This is a genomic window from Paenibacillus sp. RC84, from assembly GCF_041260495.1.
Classification (GTDB): Bacteria; Bacillota; Bacilli; order Paenibacillales; family NBRC-103111; genus Paenibacillus_F.
This window is the reverse complement of sequence record NZ_JBGBYL010000008.1, coordinates 341,505-356,776: the sequence shown is the minus strand read 5'-3', so window position 1 is coordinate 356,776 and position 15,272 is coordinate 341,505. Positions and strand designations below refer to the sequence as shown.

General features: G+C 53.3%; 12 protein-coding genes and 2 other annotated features. Of the genes, 2 read left to right on the top strand and 10 right to left on the bottom strand.

Features of this window, described 5'->3' with window-relative positions; all coding sequences use genetic code 11:
• Nucleotides 1-9: 9 nt before the first annotated feature.
• Genes ABH899_RS19755 through ABH899_RS19740 form a run of 4 tightly spaced genes read right to left on the bottom strand, consistent with a single transcriptional unit; the run spans nt 10 to nt 2,955 of the window.
• Nucleotides 10-1,137 carry a molybdopterin-binding protein gene (locus ABH899_RS19755; RefSeq protein ID WP_369999767.1) on the bottom strand — a complete coding sequence of 376 codons (1,128 nt, stop codon included), beginning with the start codon at nt 1,135-1,137 and terminating at the stop codon, nt 10-12.
• Nucleotides 1,127-1,627, bottom strand: coding sequence for a molybdopterin adenylyltransferase (mog, locus tag ABH899_RS19750; protein ID WP_009675197.1), 501 nt, complete (start codon nt 1,625-1,627; stop codon nt 1,127-1,129). Before mog ends, ABH899_RS19755 begins: the two co-directional genes overlap by 11 nt.
• A gap of 36 nt (nt 1,628-1,663) precedes the next feature.
• Nucleotides 1,664-2,158 carry a cyclic pyranopterin monophosphate synthase MoaC gene (gene moaC / locus ABH899_RS19745; RefSeq protein WP_369999690.1) on the bottom strand — a complete coding sequence of 165 codons (495 nt, stop codon included), beginning with the start codon at nt 2,156-2,158 and terminating at the stop codon, nt 1,664-1,666.
• Nucleotides 2,137-2,955, bottom strand: coding sequence for a 5-formyltetrahydrofolate cyclo-ligase (locus ABH899_RS19740; protein WP_369999688.1), 819 nt, complete (start codon nt 2,953-2,955; stop codon nt 2,137-2,139). The genes moaC and ABH899_RS19740 overlap by 22 nt, the downstream gene beginning before the upstream one ends.
• Before the next feature lie 331 nt (nt 2,956-3,286).
• Between ABH899_RS19740 and ABH899_RS19735 the strand changes: the two genes are divergently transcribed.
• On the top strand, nt 3,287-5,242 hold the full coding sequence (locus tag ABH899_RS19735; protein WP_369999685.1) for an ABC-F family ATP-binding cassette domain-containing protein: 1,956 nt from the start codon (nt 3,287-3,289) through the stop codon (nt 5,240-5,242).
• Nucleotides 5,243-5,391: 149 nt separating this feature from the next.
• Here the strand turns inward: ABH899_RS19735 and ABH899_RS19730 are convergent, their stop codons facing one another.
• The 4 genes from ABH899_RS19730 to ABH899_RS19715 form a co-directional block, all read right to left on the bottom strand.
• Nucleotides 5,392-7,143, bottom strand: a complete 1,752-nt coding sequence (locus tag ABH899_RS19730) for a methyl-accepting chemotaxis protein (protein ID WP_369999682.1) — start codon at nt 7,141-7,143, stop codon at nt 5,392-5,394.
• Between the two features lie 46 nt (nt 7,144-7,189).
• Nucleotides 7,190-8,941: an alpha-glycosidase gene (locus tag ABH899_RS19725; RefSeq protein ID WP_369999679.1), complete on the bottom strand. Its 1,752-nt coding sequence runs from the start codon at nt 8,939-8,941 to the stop codon at nt 7,190-7,192.
• A 305-nt stretch (nt 8,942-9,246) separates the two neighbouring features.
• Nucleotides 9,247-10,797, bottom strand: a complete 1,551-nt coding sequence (locus ABH899_RS19720) for a 2-isopropylmalate synthase (RefSeq protein ID WP_369999677.1) — start codon at nt 10,795-10,797, stop codon at nt 9,247-9,249.
• Nucleotides 10,798-10,910: 113 nt separating this feature from the next.
• Nucleotides 10,911-11,197 (bottom strand) — a binding site (T-box leader).
• Nucleotides 11,175-11,327 (bottom strand): hypothetical protein, encoded by a 153-nt coding sequence (locus ABH899_RS19715; protein ID WP_009675215.1) that lies wholly within the window; start codon nt 11,325-11,327, stop codon nt 11,175-11,177. It overlaps the preceding feature by 23 nt.
• Before the next feature lie 112 nt (nt 11,328-11,439).
• Nucleotides 11,440-11,787, bottom strand: a binding site (T-box leader).
• Between the two features lie 348 nt (nt 11,788-12,135).
• Here ABH899_RS19715 and ABH899_RS19710 point away from each other — a divergent pair.
• A complete protein-coding gene (locus ABH899_RS19710) occupies nt 12,136-13,092 on the top strand; it encodes a macrolide 2'-phosphotransferase (RefSeq protein ID WP_369999765.1) in 957 nt (318 codons plus the stop codon).
• A 141-nt stretch (nt 13,093-13,233) separates the two neighbouring features.
• Here the strand turns inward: ABH899_RS19710 and ABH899_RS19705 are convergent, their stop codons facing one another.
• Both ABH899_RS19705 and ABH899_RS19700 read right to left on the bottom strand, forming a co-directional pair.
• On the bottom strand, nt 13,234-14,280 hold the full coding sequence (locus ABH899_RS19705; RefSeq protein WP_369999674.1) for a hypothetical protein: 1,047 nt from the start codon (nt 14,278-14,280) through the stop codon (nt 13,234-13,236).
• 31 nt (nt 14,281-14,311) lie between these two features.
• A complete protein-coding gene (locus tag ABH899_RS19700) occupies nt 14,312-15,145 on the bottom strand; it encodes a hypothetical protein (RefSeq protein WP_369999671.1) in 834 nt (277 codons plus the stop codon).
• Nucleotides 15,146-15,272: the final 127 nt, after the last annotated feature.

Below are 15,272 nucleotides of genomic sequence, written 5' to 3'. Positions count from 1 at the left end.
AATCTGTAATCAGCAGCCGAGCAGGCCGCCGTATCCCATCTCCGTAATATCTTCGCGGAAAATCTCTTCCCCGGCGCAAATACGCGGGAGAAGCACGTCGAAGGACGTGTACGGATCGTGCATCACGCAGCCCGGCAGCCCCATGACAGGGACGCTGCCGATATAAGCCATCATCAGCATCGAGCCGGGCAGCATCGGCGTCCCGTAGCTGACGATGCGGGCGCCCGCCCGGGATATGGCTCCGGGCGTGCGGTCGTCGGGATCGACCGACATGCCGCCGGTGACCAGGATGAGATCCGCACCGAGTCCGAGGAAATGCCGGATCTCGGTTACGATCGCATCCATGTCGTCCGGCGTGAACCGCTGGTCGATTATCTTCGAGCCAAGCGCCTCGACTTTGGCTCGCACGACAGGGCCGAATTTGTCCCGGATTCGGCCTTTGAACACTTCGCTGCCGGTGGTGATCAGCCCTGCCCGCAGGCTGCGGAACGGCTTCACGGCGACAAGCCCCGCCGCTGCCGCCGGAGCTTCCTCCGGCGAAGCCGTGGAAGCTCCGGAAGGAGCCGCGCTCTTGCCGGCCGCATCCGCCGGGCCGCCGTTCTCCGGCTCCAAACCCCCGGCGTCCGAGGCTTGGCCGCTTCTTCGCTGCGCAGCCAGCCGTTCCACACGGGCGACAGGCTCCTCCTCGATGACGAGCGGAATGACCCGGGTTCCCGCGAGAGGCTGCCCGGGTTTAACGACCGTATTCGTGCGGATGGTCGACATCACGATGCGGCCTATGCCGTTGACTTGATCGACGAACGCTTTGTCGATCTTGGCCAGCCCGTGAATCGCCGATTTCAGCGTCACCTTGCCTTCGTGCGGTTCCGTCCGTTCGGTGTTCGCTCCCCGCACCGCGCTCGCCAGACGAAGAGCCGCCTCATCCTCGTGAAGGTAGCCTTCGGCAAGTTCCAGCACGTAAATATGCTCCTTGCCGATGCTTAGCAAAGCGGGAATATCCTCTTCCGAAATCTGGTGGCCTTTGCGGAACAAGCGCCCCTTGAACTCCCCCGGGATAATCTGGGTCAAGTCGTGAGCGAGGACCAGACCGACCGCATCCTCCACTTTTACTTCACGAAGCATGGAGTCAGCTTTCATCCGCATGTTCCTGCTCCCGGCCCGTTAGGATCGACAAGGCATGAGGAAGCACGTCAATAATGGCCATGAGACTTTCATGGACACCCTTGGGGCTTCCCGGCAGGTTAATGATCAGCGTAGAGCCCCGGATTCCGGTCACCGCTCGCGAAAGCATAGCCCGAGGAGACTTCTCGATCGATTTCATCCGCATGGCTTCGGCAAAACCGGGTGCCGAACGGTCGATGACGCTCAAGGTCGCTTCCGGGGTAACGTCCCGGGCCGCAAGACCCGTTCCGCCTGTCGTCAAGATGAGATCCGCCTGAAAGTAGTCGGTCATTTCTATAAGAGCCGCCATAATTTCGTCCATTTCATCCGGTACGACGCGGTATTCAATGATATCTCCTTGAATCTCTTCCTCTACCAGCTCGCGGATGACTTGGGCGCTCGTATCTTCCCGTTCTCCCCTCGATCCGCGGTCACTGGCAGTTAGAATCGCAACTTTCCAGCGCATTCCTCTCACCTCTTCCTCTACTGTAACAAAATTTGATTAAGAATGGGTATCAAATCTGTGAAAATCTCCATTTTTACCGCCGGTTTTGGTTACGAGCATCGTAGGCCCGATCACCATGTCCTTCTGGAGTGCTTTGCACATATCATACACGGTCAGGGCCGCAGCCGATACGGCCGTCAGCGCCTCCATTTCCACGCCGGTCGGTCCTGTTGTGCGCACTTCGGCTTCGATGCCGAGTTCCGTCCCGCTCTCGTATACGAAGCGGATGTCCACCCCCGACAGCGCGAGCGGGTGGCACATCGGAATCCAGTCGGCCGTTTTCTTCGCCGCCATGATGCCGGCCACCTGGGCGACAGCAAGCACATCGCCTTTGGCCAGCCGCCCTTCACGGATGCGCAGCAGCGTTTCCGGCAGCATCGTAATGCGGGTACGGGCAACGGCTGTCCGCTTGGTCTCCTTTTTATCGCTGATGTCGACCATTTTGGCGCGCCCTTGTTCATTAAAATGAGTCATTTTATCCGGCTGCTCCATCCGATCACTCTCCCCTCTTCCGGATCCCGGGTATATGCGGCGCTCTCCGTAATCAGCACGTCCAGACGGATATCGTGCGGTTCCACGGGAAGGCGCTCTACAAGCTGCACGTCAAAGGCCGCCGCCGCAAAAAGCGGCGCATCCCGTCCTTCCTCGCAAGCGGCTTGCAGCAGCTTTTTAAGAAAGCGGTCGTAATAGCCGCCCCCGTATCCGAGCCTTCCGCAAGCGGTATCAAAAGCAAGTCCGGGTACGAGAACAGCGAAAGCGGCGAGGGGATCCTGCAAAGCGGGGCTCAGGGGGTCTGGCTCCATTATGCCGTGCATTCCTTTCTGCAGGTCTTTCCACTGCCTGATTTCGTGAAAAAGAAGCTCTCTCGATGCATGCAGCGAACGAGGCACAAAAACGCGGATGCCCGCTTCCCAGCAGGCTTCGATGGTCCTGTGAATCCCGCATTCCGTGCGGAAGGGGACATAAGCCAGAACGATCGGAGTGTCCGGCAGACGGGAAGAGCCGCAGCTTCCGGCCGTTTCCCGGCCCGTGGACAATCTTGTGCCGGAGTACTCGCGACTCGGACAGTTTTCTTCTGAAAGAGCCGTTTCTTGCGGCTGTTTCAACGGCAAAGGCGCCGTACCGCAGGAGGTATCGGGTGAAAGTTCCCGGCTGGCGATTATGCCTTTCAACCAGGCGGTCAGCCTTTCGTTGACCCGGCGCTCACGGCTTGCTCTCTCCGTAGGCGTCAATTGCGACCGGAGCGTTTCGACGTGCCGGCGGATTTCTTTTTTATCGGAACCGTTCATGTATAAAGCTGCAACCTCTTTCCGGCTGGGGCTGTTATTTTTGGACTGACTGGCAGGATTTCGTAGATGGTTGTCTGCCTGCGGGGCAAAGAGCCTTATTTTAGATAGAAGGCATATGCAGACAGTAGTATACATTATTTTATCACATTGCCGGGAAGTTTGAAAAAAATGTGTTCAGTTTTCCTCGAGGCGTTTTTCCTGTACACTAAAAAGAGTCATTCTTATCCGCGGCGGAGCCTGCTTGCAAATCTCGCCAGGTTAATTCCCGCGACTTTGCGAAGCAGCCGTATTAATGAAGAAAATCGTGCAATCATGGAGGTAATAACGAAAGATGCTTCTCCAAGTAAACGGAATCGGTAAAAGCTACGGCACTTCGTCCGTGCTTTCTAACATATCCCTGCAAATCGAAGACCGCGAAAGAATCGGTCTGGTCGGTGTGAACGGGGCCGGCAAGTCGACTCTGCTGCAAATTATTGCAGGCGACCTTTCTTACGATGAAGGCGACATTTTTAAAGCCAAAGAAACCCGGATCGGCTATCTCCGCCAGAACGGCGGTCTGCAGACGGACAAAACGATCCTCGAGGAAATGCGCACGGTCTTTACGGCGCTTTATGCCGTCGAGAGAGAGCTGCGCGAGCTGGAACAGCAGATGGCGGATCCCAAGCTCATCGATAACGCTAAGGCGTACGAGGACACGATGAACCGGTATTCCGCCAGATCCGAGTGGTTCCGTGAGCGGGGCGGTTACGAGATCGAAGCCAGAATACGCGGAATCCTGCACGGTATGGGGTTTGGGGAGTTCCCTCCCGATACGCTGATCCAGACGCTCAGCGGCGGGCAGAAAACCCGTCTCGCGCTGGCCAAAATGCTCCTGGAAGAGCCGGACTTGCTTCTTCTCGACGAGCCGACCAACCATCTGGACATCCGTACGCTGACGTGGCTGGAGTCCTACCTGCGCGGGTATCCCGGCGCTATTCTGGTCGTATCCCACGACCGCTATTTCCTCGACTCGCTCGTTACGGCGATCTACGAAATCGAGCGCACGTCGTCCAAGCGCTACACGGGCAACTATTCCCGTTTCGTCGAACTGAAGGAAGCGGACTATGAAATCCGCATGAAGCAGTTTGAGAAGCAGCAGGAAGAGATTGCCCGCATGGAGGACTTCGTGCAGAAAAATATCGTCCGCGCCACGACGACCAAGCGCGCGCAGAGCCGCCGCAAAGCGCTGGAGCGCATGGAACGGATCGACAAGCCTCTCGGCGATCTCAAGCGCGCCAGCTTTTCCTTCCAGATCGATCAGACTTCCGGCAAGGAAGTTTTGCAGGTAAGGGATCTGGCGCTGTCCGTGGGGGAAGGCAAACGCCTTCTCGATTCCGTCTCGTTCGAGCTGAGGCGCGGCGAAACGGCCGCCCTGATCGGCCCGAACGGTATCGGCAAGACGACCCTGCTGAAAACCCTGATCGGCAAGCTGTCCCCCGATACCGGCGCCATCCGCTGGGGAACCAACGTCAAGATCGGCTACTACGATCAGGAACAAACGACCCTGAACCCGCAGAAGACGATCCTGGAAGAGGTCTGGGACACGTTCCCTACTATTGAAGAAGCGCGCATCCGCTCCGTGCTCGGCAACTTTCTTTTCAGCGGCGAGGATGTGTTCAAAAAGATCGCGTCCCTAAGCGGCGGTGAGAAAGCACGTGTAGCGCTCGCCAAGCTTATGCTACTTAATGCGAATATGCTCATCCTCGATGAGCCGACCAACCATCTGGATTTGTACAGCAAGGAAGTGCTCGAATCGGCTCTGCTCGATTACGAAGGCACCCTGCTCTTCATTTCCCATGACCGTTATTTCCTGAACAAAATGGCGGAAAGCATGCTGGAACTGGAACGCCACGGCGTAACTCATTATCTCGGCAACTACGACGATTATCTCGAGAAAAAAGCGGAGCTCGCCGAAATGGAAGCCGAACGCGCCCGTGAACAGGCGGCTCGCGACAGCAAGGCCAAGGCCTCTTCGGCGTCTTCCGCGGCGCAGCAGACGGATAAACCTTCGTCTTACGAAGCGGACAAGCAGGCCAAGCGGGAAGAGCGCAACCGCCAGCGGCGGATCGAGCAGCTCGAGCAGGATATCGCCCGGCTGGAAGAGGAAGTGACCGCTCTTGAGGAGGAACTGGCCGATCCGGCGGTCTACAACGATTATGTGCTTGTCCAGGAGAAGAACGCCCTCATCGAGCAGAAAAAAGGAAGCCTGCAAGCGTGCTACGAGGAGTGGGAGACTCTTGTGGGCTGAATTCAGCCCCCGCCCGACAAAATAAATGCAAAAAAGAGGCCTGACGGGCCTCTTTTTGTTATACGTGCGGTTATCCCGCTTTATGTGATAAGCCGACGAACCGGACGACAGGCCCCTGTAGGGCTTTCTGTCGTTCGGACTTTCGCCAATTACAGCTTAAACCGGCTGATGCTCTGCTTAAGCTCCCGGGACATATCGCTCAGCGCACCGGCCGAAGCGGAAATATCCTCCATGGAAGCGAGCTGCTCTTCCGAAGAAGCGGCAACGGTCTGGGAGCTTTCCACGGTCTGCTGGTTCATATGGGACAGCTCCGAGATGGACGCGGCTACTTCTTCCGTTCCGGCGGACATCTGCTGGGAGGACGAAGAAACCTCCAGAATCTGCTTCGCAAGCTCGTCCATATGATTGACGATGCGCTGGAAGGCTTCCCCGCTCTCGGAAACGAGCTTGGTCATCTCCGTCACTTCTTCGGCCGTATGGCTCATCGTGCCCACGGCCTGACCCGTGCCGGTACGGATCGTGACGACCAGCTCGGCGATTTTGTCCGAGGACTGCCTGGACTGCTCGGCAAGCTTACGGATTTCATCGGATACGACCGAGAAGCCGCGTCCGTGTTCCCCTGCGCGTGCAGCCTCGATTGCCGCATTCAGCGCCAGCAGATTCGTCTGGTTCGCGATATCCGATATCAGCGCCGTAATGCCGCCGATTTCCTCGGACAGCTGCGCAAGCTGGTTGATCGATTCCACGGAACGCTGCACCGTATCGTTCATCCGGCTCATCTGCCTCACATTGTGCTGAATCATCCCGTTGCCCCGGGCCGCCTCTTCGGAAGCGGATTCCGAGGATTGCGCCGCATATCCCGCGGATTCGGCAATCCGCTGAATGCCCGTCGCCATCTCTTCCATGGCGTTCGAGCTTTCCTGCGTGCTCTGCAGCTGGCGCTCCGCTCCGGACGCTACCTGCTCGATCGCCGTGGCGATTTGATGCGTGGCCTGCGTCGTCTGTTTCGCGTTGGTATCCAGCACCTCCGCGGCATGACTCACCTTGTCGGAAGACTCCCGGATGCCCAGAATGAGGCTGTGGATGCTCGCCGTCATCGCGTTGAAATTACGGGCCAGAGTCCCGAACTCGTCTTCGCTGCGGACCGGAATGGACACGGCCAGATTTCCTTCCGCCACTTCCAGCGACAGGCGGGAAAGCTCCCCGATGGGTTTAAGAATTCTGCGGGTGAATACACCCAGAAGCAAGGCGAACAACACAGCCATGCCCACGTAAAAAGCCAAGCTCATCAGCAGCCTTTTGTTCAAATCCCAGGATAGCATGTCATAGTCAAAGTCAATGCCGACATAAGCCATTGTTTTGCCGGCCTCGTCCGCAACCGGGCTCAGAATGGTCACCCATTCCCCCGCCTGATCGGTATATACCGGCGTTACGCCCTGGCCTCCGGTCTTTTTAACCGTTTCGAAAGCTTTCGTGTACTGCTCGGAGAAGGTGTAGTCCGTCAAAGGCTTAAGCCCCGCCTTATCCAGTGTCTCATTGGCCGCGACAACGGTCAGAGCCATCTTGCCGTCCGCCGTTTTTTCCTCCGGATAGTATAGGGCGACGTTGGACATATCTCCGTCTTTTACATAATGCTCCATCATCGTGCGAATCGCTTCCATCTCGGCTGCCGCGGCGTCCGGTTTCCCCGTGCTTTTCATCTGATCCATTGCCTTTGTAAGGACAGGAAGCTGCTGTTCCCATCCCAGTTCTACGACCCGCTCAATCGATTTGAGTCGGCTGTAGTAATCGTTTTTCTGCTGCAAGTAAGTCAAGGTCATGATCAACGCGCAAAGGACCACCACCAGTGCCGCCATCATCGTGATCATTTTCGCCGTCACGCTTCGTTTTAAGTATTTCATAGTTCCCCCCAAATAGTTAGATAGGAACTATATCGACAACATTCGACTATTTTTTTAACGTTCTATATAAAATTCTGTAGCCCAGTTCCTCCAGCTCGATATGCATCACGCCGTCCACCGGTCTGACCTCTTCCTGCGAAAGCGCATCGCGCCAATCTTCCGCCACCATAGGATGCTGCAGCGTAATCCGCTCCTCGGTATTGTTCATCCAGATCGTAAAATGCGTATGGGCGTCGATCCGCTCGTAAATGATGCAGGGATCGCCGTGGTCCGCTTTCAAAAACCGGAAACTCCCTTCACGCAGCGCCCGGTTTCCCTTGCGAAGATGGATCAGAAGTTTATAGAAATCCAGCAGCTCGCGGTCCTGCATATCGGGATGCCATTCCATACACTGGCGGCAATCCGGGTCGCCTTCTCCTTGAAGCCCCACTTCGTCCCCGTAAAAAATACACGGCGTCCCCATGTACGTCATCAGGAAGACTACGCACAGCTTCAGTCTTCTTTTGTCGCCCCCTACTCTCGTCAATACACGCGGAGTGTCATGGCTGCACAGCAAGTTGAAGACGACCTCGTTGGCCTGTTTCGGATATCGCATGAGCAGGAAGCCCATGCTGCTCGCGAAGGAGTGGCCGTCCATGCCCGGACCCGAGAAGAATTCCAGTACTTTATCCGAGAACGGATAGTTCATGACGGAATCGAACTGGTCGCCCAGCAGCCACATCAAGGAGTCGTTCCATACCTCCCCGACGATGTAAGCTTCCGGATTGGCCGCTTTGACCACCTGCCTGAATTCACGCCAGAAGCGGTGGTCGATTTCATCGGCGACATCCAGCCGCCAGCCGTCGATTCCGATCTCCTCGATCCAGTACTTGGCTACGTCGAGCAGATACTTTTTCACTTCGGGGTTGGCTGTATTGAACTTCGGCATCCCTTCGAAAAAACCGAATGTATCGTAAGTGGGAATTCCGTTTTTTACGGCAACCGGGTATTCGTTGATATGGAACCAGTCGGCAAAGGCGGACTCCTCCCCTTTCTCCTTCACATCCTGAAAAGCCGGAAATTCCAGTGCGCTGTGGTTGAAAACCGCATCCAGCATGACCCGGATTCCGCGCTCGCGGCAGGTCGCGACCACTTTCTTCAGCAGAGCGTTATCGCCGAAATGAGGGTCCACCTGCGTATAGTCCAGCGTATCGTACTTATGGTTCGAAGGAGACTTGAACACCGGGGTGAAATAGATCGCATTGATGCCCAGATCCACGAGATAGTCGAGATGATCAAGCACCCCCTGCAGGTCTCCGCCGAAAAAGTTGTCGCGCTCCGGCTTTCCGCCCCACGGCTGTACGCCTTCGGGATCGTTCCCCGGATCTCCGTTGGCAAAGCGCTCCGGAAAGATTTGATAAAAGATCGCATCCTTGGCCCAGGCCGGGGGACTGAACAAGTCGATTTCATGAATATACGGGAACGCGTAATAGCCGCCTGGCGGATGAGGCTGTTCGGAATGAATACCCGTTTCCGTCATCCACAGCCGCTCGCTTCCTGCACTCAGCCTGAAGCAGTAGGACAGGCGTTTGTAGCTGGGCACGACTTCCGCCTCCCAGTAATCGAACAGCGAATCCGAAGCGGTTTTCGCCATGGATATTTCCTGATAAAGGGTGTCCCAATCGTATTTATCGCTGGCGATCACCGTGATTTCTTCCACGTCATCCCTTTGTGTACGGACTCTCAAATGAATCGTTTTGTTATCATACGCATAAGCCCAGTTGCTCCTTGTCCCGTGATAAAAAGCTTCTCTATTCATTCAGGCTCACTCCCTGCGGATCAGTTTTGCCTTTTATATACACATTTTTTTCCATGGCCGAACCACGTTTTTTATCCACATCTTCATCCACAGATAAAATATAAAAAAGCGCCGGATTTTCGGCGCTTTAAGCACTTATAAACAGATTTATCCACATTATCCACAGATTCTGCTGAAAATGTTATCCGAGAGTTATACGGAAAAGGAAGAAAAAGCGGAAGCCTGAAAAATACGGAGTTTTTCAAGTTATGCACATTATCCACAGGGGGTGTGAATAAGTTCTTCACACCCATCCTGTTAATAATTTAAGCCATTAAGGTTACACCTTGTGAAGCACTCGGGTTGGCCCGCACGGCCTGGTTGCAGGCCGACAGGAAAGCTTTGGCGGTCGCAAACAGAATATCGACATCCAAGCCGGAGCTTTTGTAGGTCTGCGTCCCGCAGGAGACCGTCACGGTCGCTTCGCCGGTCGCTTTTTCGCTGGCGGACAAGGAGTACAGCTCCAGATCGGCGAACGTCACATCCATCGGAACCGCTTGACGGATGCAGTTGACGATCGCTTCGATCGGTCCGTCGCCGGTGCCCGACCAGGTTGCCTCTGCGCCGCTCTCGTTATCGCGGATGGTGGCCGATGCCACACGGCTGCGGTCGCTGGAGCTGACGACTTGAAGCTGTACCAGCGAGAAGCGCTCCGCCGCGGAAGCTCCCGCGTCACCGACGAGACTCATCAGCTCGTCGTCCGTGACGTGCTTCTGCTCGTCGGCCATGTCCTTGAAGCGGGCGTATACTTCTTCTAAGGACTGGGCGTCCAGATCGACACCGTACTGGCCGATCCGGTGCTTCAGAGCGTGACGGCCGGAATGCTTGCCCAGAATGATCATCGAACGCGGAATTCCAAGCTTTTCAGGCTCCATGATTTCGTAGGTATTGCGGTTTTTCAGCAAACCGTCCTGATGGATGCCCGACTCGTGCTGGAAGGCATTGCGGCCGACGACCGGCTTGTTGAACGCGATCGGCATATTCATCATCCGGCTGACCATCGTCGACGTATTGTAGATTTCCTCCAGAACGATACCGGTTTCCATGTTCAGCGTGTCTTTGTGCGTCTCGATCGCCATAACGATCTCTTCCAGGGAGCAGTTGCCCGCCCGCTCTCCGATGCCGTTCACGGATACTTCCACATAGTTCGCCCCGTTGCGGATGGCCGCCAGGCTGTTCGCAACCGCAAGCCCCAAGTCGTTGTGGCAGTGGGTGCTGAATTCCACTTTGTCGGCGCCCCTCGCATGCTTTCGTACATCGGAGAACATTTTGCCGTAATCCTCCGGCATCGCGTAACCGACGGTATCCGGCAGGTTGATGATCGTCGCTCCCTCGGCGATGACCGCTTCCACCAGCTCATACAAATACTCCCGGCCCGTGCGGCTGGAATCCATGGCCGTGAATTCGATCCGCTCGCAGAACTGCTTCGCGTAGGCAACCATCTGCCGGGCTTCCGCCAGCACCTGCTCGCGCGATTTGCGCAGCTGGAAGTCGAGATGAATATCCGACGAGGAGATAAACATGTGGATGCGCCGCAAAGCCGCGTCCTGAGTCGCCTTCACCGCGGCGTCGATGTCGATCTTGACCGCACGCGCGAAGCCGCAGATTTCCACCCCTTGCAGCTCCCGAGAAATCTGCTGCACTGCGGCGAAATCGCCGGGACTAGAGATCGGGAAGCCCGGTTCGATCGTATCCACGCCCATTTTCACAAGCTGCCGCGCGATGCGGACCTTTTCTTCCGGATATAAGGAACATCCCGGCGCCTGCTCGCCGTCTCTCAAAGTCGTGTCAAAAATTTTAATTTGCCGTTTCGTCATTTTCGTTATCCTCCTGATTACCCGTTTCGGGTTTATTAAAAACTCCGGTTGGGAGTTTTTTGTGACATGCCTTCCTCAGCCGCCCTGAGCATGCAAAAAAGCCGCCGTCTCCAGAAAGAGACGACGGCTGTGCCGGCGCGGTACCACTCTTGTTGACCTTCCCCACGGGAAAGTCCGCTTACGGCAGCGAATGCAAAAGGGATTGAAGCCTAACATTCGCTGCGCGCCCGTTAACGGAGGCCAACCGTTTGTAAGCTTGAGTCACGGCCGCCCATGCGGCATTCGTAACATTCGGCTCCCGGCTCCCAAGCGAGTTCCGATCCCTTACGGACTGCGTCGCACCTCCCCGCAGCTCTCTGTACCGTTACCGGATCGTACTACTCTTGTTCATTGCCTTTTTGGATATACATGTTGTTCGATGTTTCCCGGACACCGGCTCCTGCTTGAATGTCCGCTCGTTTATATTTGCGATGATCGCAGGCTGTGCCCGCCGCGTTCTTGCTTCGCTTGTACGATCGACCGGTGGTCACCGTCGTTCCGCCTTGCTTAGCCTACGCCCATCTATCTCACTGTTGGTTATCAATGCTGTCTGTGCACATCTGTCTGCTGGAGAGGATACAAAAAAGACCTGCCGTCTCTAACTTAAGAGACGACAGGCCGTTAGCCTTCCGCGTTACCACTCTCATTGATCCGCCGTAAGGCGAATCCACTCGATGCTCTTGGAAACAAGTCGGCCGGTATCCGGATACCGGGACGTTCCAATCGCTGCCCGATCACGGGGGCCAGCCGTTAAAACTTACTTCGCCGGATGCTTCGAAGACTTCTGACCCGACCGATGGGACATCTGTCTCACGGGTTCGGGACGGCTTGCCGGCGTTGTTCAGTTTTACCGCTCCCGGGCGAGTTCAGGGTTCATCCGGCTGCGTTGCACCAACCCGCAGCTCTCTGTGCGACATGAATGACCTTACTTTTCCCGTTCGTTGCGTGTACGTTTTGAACTTGTTGTGATTATAATATGCGCGAAAACGTAAAGTCAATACAAAATGTCAAAATGTTCAAAATTTTAAGCGAAAGCGGAAAAAATTCGTTAAGGAAAACTCGCCCGTTGCCGGCGTTTTCTCTCCTATGGTACGGTTAAAACAGGGGATTTTCCCCTAAGATCGATAGGAGGGCGTTTAACATGGTTATCCACTTCATGCGGATCAGGTAATGTAGGCGGACTGATACCCTACACCTGTTCTTTTTCAAAAAGAGAGATCAGGCTTATTTGTGCTGCCCCGTAAGGATGCTTTCATGAGATTCGATTACTTGATTAAAGATGAAGAGGTGCTAGGAGATATGAACGACTCCGTAAAAAAATCAATACCGTTAACGGAACAAGAACAACTCAACCATTTCCGCCTGTTGGCGGCAAAATATAATCTGGAACTGGACCCGTCGAAGCCCCTGGAGCTGAACGATTCCGGGCTGGACTTTCTGGCGGCGTCCGGCCGTACGGCAGACGATTCCTCCTGGATACTCCGTATCCCCAGGAGACCGGACGTTATCCAATCGGCCGCTTACGAAGCTAAGGTGCTGGAGCTTGTCGGCCGTTCGCTGCCCGTTGCCGTTCCCGGCTGGCAAATCAACCGGCCGGACTTCATTGCCTACCGCAAGCTGCCCGGGACGCCGGCGGCCACTATAGACACCGCCGCAATGGCCTACACGTGGCATATCGATCCGGAGACGCCTTCCCCCGAGTTCGTTCAGTCGCTTGCGGCGGCAATGGCCGCCCTGCACCGGATAGACGGCCGTACCGCCGAACAGGCGGGCCTTATGGCCGTAGAAGCCGGTGACCTGAGAGCGGTCTCCGCGGCACGCATGGAAGTCGTCCGGCAAGCCTACGGCGTTTCGGACGAACTTTGGGAGCGCTGGCAGGCTTGGCTTGCGGACGCATCCTACTGGCCGGAGCATACGTCGCTGATCCATGGCGATCTGCATCCGGGCCATATTCTGGTCGACGGAAACGAGCGGGTTTGCGGGCTGCTGGACTGGACGGAAGCGGAATGCGGAGACCCGGCCACGGACTTTACTGCGTTTTACACTGTTTTCGGCGAGGAAGCCTTGTCGGTACTGCTGAAGGAATATGAAAAAGCAGGGGGACGCGTTTGGCCGAGGATGAAAGAGCATATCGCGCAATTGCAGGGGGCCTTCGCCGTTACCATCGGCTTGTTCGCCCTTAAGTCCGGCCTTGAGGAATATGCCGACATGGCACGCGAAGCTCTCGGAGTCACTGTTCATAAGTCGGCGGATTAAAAGCCAGTTGATGCTGCATCTGGGGTCAGCTTTTAATCCATAGCGCACAGCGAAATGGCGTGATTGATAAACAAAAACAGCCCGGAGGCTGTCTTTGTTTGTTTAGCATCTTCATTTCATTTCCGAATTTCTACCCTTGGGTTACTTGGAAATCAACATAAATTGATTGATAAACCCTGCCTTTTGAATGAAAATTTCATCCATTTTCTTGCTTTCAAAATCATAATAATAAATCCCTCTGGCCGATTTCGATTCGTCCGTACTGCTGGAACCGAGCAGATAAATTCCTTTCGCCTCTTGGCTAAGAAAAGCCCCACTTCGTGCTTTTACCGGCAAACCCAGCTTTTCTCTTTTTCCCGATTTTAAATCGAGCATACTATAATCCAACGGTTCTTTATTGAAATAAGGTGAAGTAGCCAAAAAAAGTTTATCTCCCCGCGCAGATAGAGTGAGTACATCCTCTTTTTCCAGTTCAATGACTTTCTTCGTTTCCTTTGTTACGTTATCGATCTCATAGATGGTTCGCTTGGATGCAGTCATGGGGGTTTGGGACTCATTTGCTGACAAAAGATTGTTTCGGTCCTCTTCGTCCGAGAATCGGACTACATAGGTCTTGTTCGTCTCCGGATTAACAGAAATTCTCGAGTTCTGGGTGCTCTGATCGTCATCGTCCAGAACGGTTAATTTTTTACTTTCTTTATCGTAAAACATCGTTTTTAGCATTCGTTCCCCGTTCTTTACGGCCAGAAGTACCAAAGATCGATTGTCGGGAGTCGGCAAAATAAAATTTATGGCAAACAAATTGGAAGATAGCTGTTCTGTCGCAGCGGTTGATAAACGATAAACCGTTAATTGATCACCTTTCTGCGTAGTTGAAGAAGCCGGGTAATAGATCGAGCTGTCCGTCAAAGAAAGAAAAGAGAGGGGTGATTGGGACGTATAAGGAAGATTGCCGGCATTGCTCAACTTCTTATCCGTAATTCCATACGAATAAATTTTCATGACCATCCCGTCTTTCGAATCCACACCGTTTACGTATTCCGTGTTTGTTAGGCTGATATAGTCATCCTGAGCTGTTTTTTCTTTACTTGAGGGTGTCGAAATAGCTTTAGGTGAATGTTGAGGTTGGCCGGCATCCGGGTTTTCAGCTGTACAACCTACCATTATTCCACTGGCAATTGTAAACAATGCGAAGCACGTCTTCGCGCGGTTCAATCGGTTAAAAAGCATAATAATATCTACCACTAAATGAAAGAGAGGAAGACCAATTCATACCAAAAAGCTCCACGCCTGTTTTCCAAACATCAAGTACAGCATCAGGTAACTGTCCATTATCAGCTTTATATACATTGGAAAAAATATTATTTTCAGTATTTCTCGCATCTAATACCGTATTATATAAAGGATTATCTATTGTATTTTTTGTAGCAACATCACCCTTTTTTAAATAATTACTACTATCACCCATTGCGTCTGTAAAGTTAGTAAAACGACCTTCACCTAAAACTTGTCCAGAAGACGTACCGGTAATTGTAATCTTATTGTTGTTTCGACCATAACTATAAACATTTGGCTCTGCTCTGGTACCTATCTTTAAAACTTTTGTAGGAGGAGACACTTGAGAATTAATATGCGGAGCAATGGATTGGTGTTCAGGGTACATGATCTCTTTCACGTATCCTTCATCATCGTAGTATACCTTCATTCCAGGCTGAACAACCGGATACTCAAGTTTAACAACATTTAAATTTTTAGAGAATTCTTTTATTTGCTTTATTAATTCTTCTTCATTTTTCAATTTATTTAAATCGAGAGGTGGATGGTCCTTTAGTTCCATGGTTTGATTGCTAAATTTTTCAATCTCTTTGCCCGCTTTCAAAATTACCATATTACTAGAGCTATCATACTCAATAATAGTACCAGCCTGCATCTTATCAGGTATCCTAATTTCAAATTTCTCTGCAAAAACCACAGCTGAACTAAGCAATGTGAGGCAACTTGTTATCATTGTAGTTTTCATAGATAGTCTTAAAAGCTTTTTTACATTTTTCAAAAAAATCACTCCTATTATTATTCTTCTACATTAAATACTATACATACATTTTACATATTTACCAATTAATATATATTTATGAAAATAAAAAACCAATCCATAAACTTTATTGTTGTTTATGGATTGG

What these genes read in the sequence shown, in the direction of transcription:
- ABH899_RS19755 (WP_369999767.1), bottom strand. Translation starts at nt 1,137, where the DNA reads ATGAAAGCTGACTCCATGCTTCGTGAAGTAAAAGTGGAGGATGCGGTC.
- mog (WP_009675197.1), bottom strand. Translation starts at nt 1,627, where the DNA reads ATGCGCTGGAAAGTTGCGATTCTAACTGCCAGTGACCGCGGATCGAGG.
- moaC (WP_369999690.1), bottom strand. Translation starts at nt 2,158, where the DNA reads ATGGAGCAGCCGGATAAAATGACTCATTTTAATGAACAAGGGCGCGCC.
- ABH899_RS19740 (WP_369999688.1), bottom strand. Translation starts at nt 2,955, where the DNA reads ATGAACGGTTCCGATAAAAAAGAAATCCGCCGGCACGTCGAAACGCTC.
- ABH899_RS19735 (WP_369999685.1), top strand. Translation starts at nt 3,287, where the DNA reads ATGCTTCTCCAAGTAAACGGAATCGGTAAAAGCTACGGCACTTCGTCC.
- ABH899_RS19730 (WP_369999682.1), bottom strand. Translation starts at nt 7,143, where the DNA reads ATGAAATACTTAAAACGAAGCGTGACGGCGAAAATGATCACGATGATG.
- ABH899_RS19725 (WP_369999679.1), bottom strand. Translation starts at nt 8,941, where the DNA reads ATGAATAGAGAAGCTTTTTATCACGGGACAAGGAGCAACTGGGCTTAT.
- ABH899_RS19720 (WP_369999677.1), bottom strand. Translation starts at nt 10,797, where the DNA reads ATGACGAAACGGCAAATTAAAATTTTTGACACGACTTTGAGAGACGGC.
- ABH899_RS19710 (WP_369999765.1), top strand. Translation starts at nt 12,136, where the DNA reads ATGAACGACTCCGTAAAAAAATCAATACCGTTAACGGAACAAGAACAA.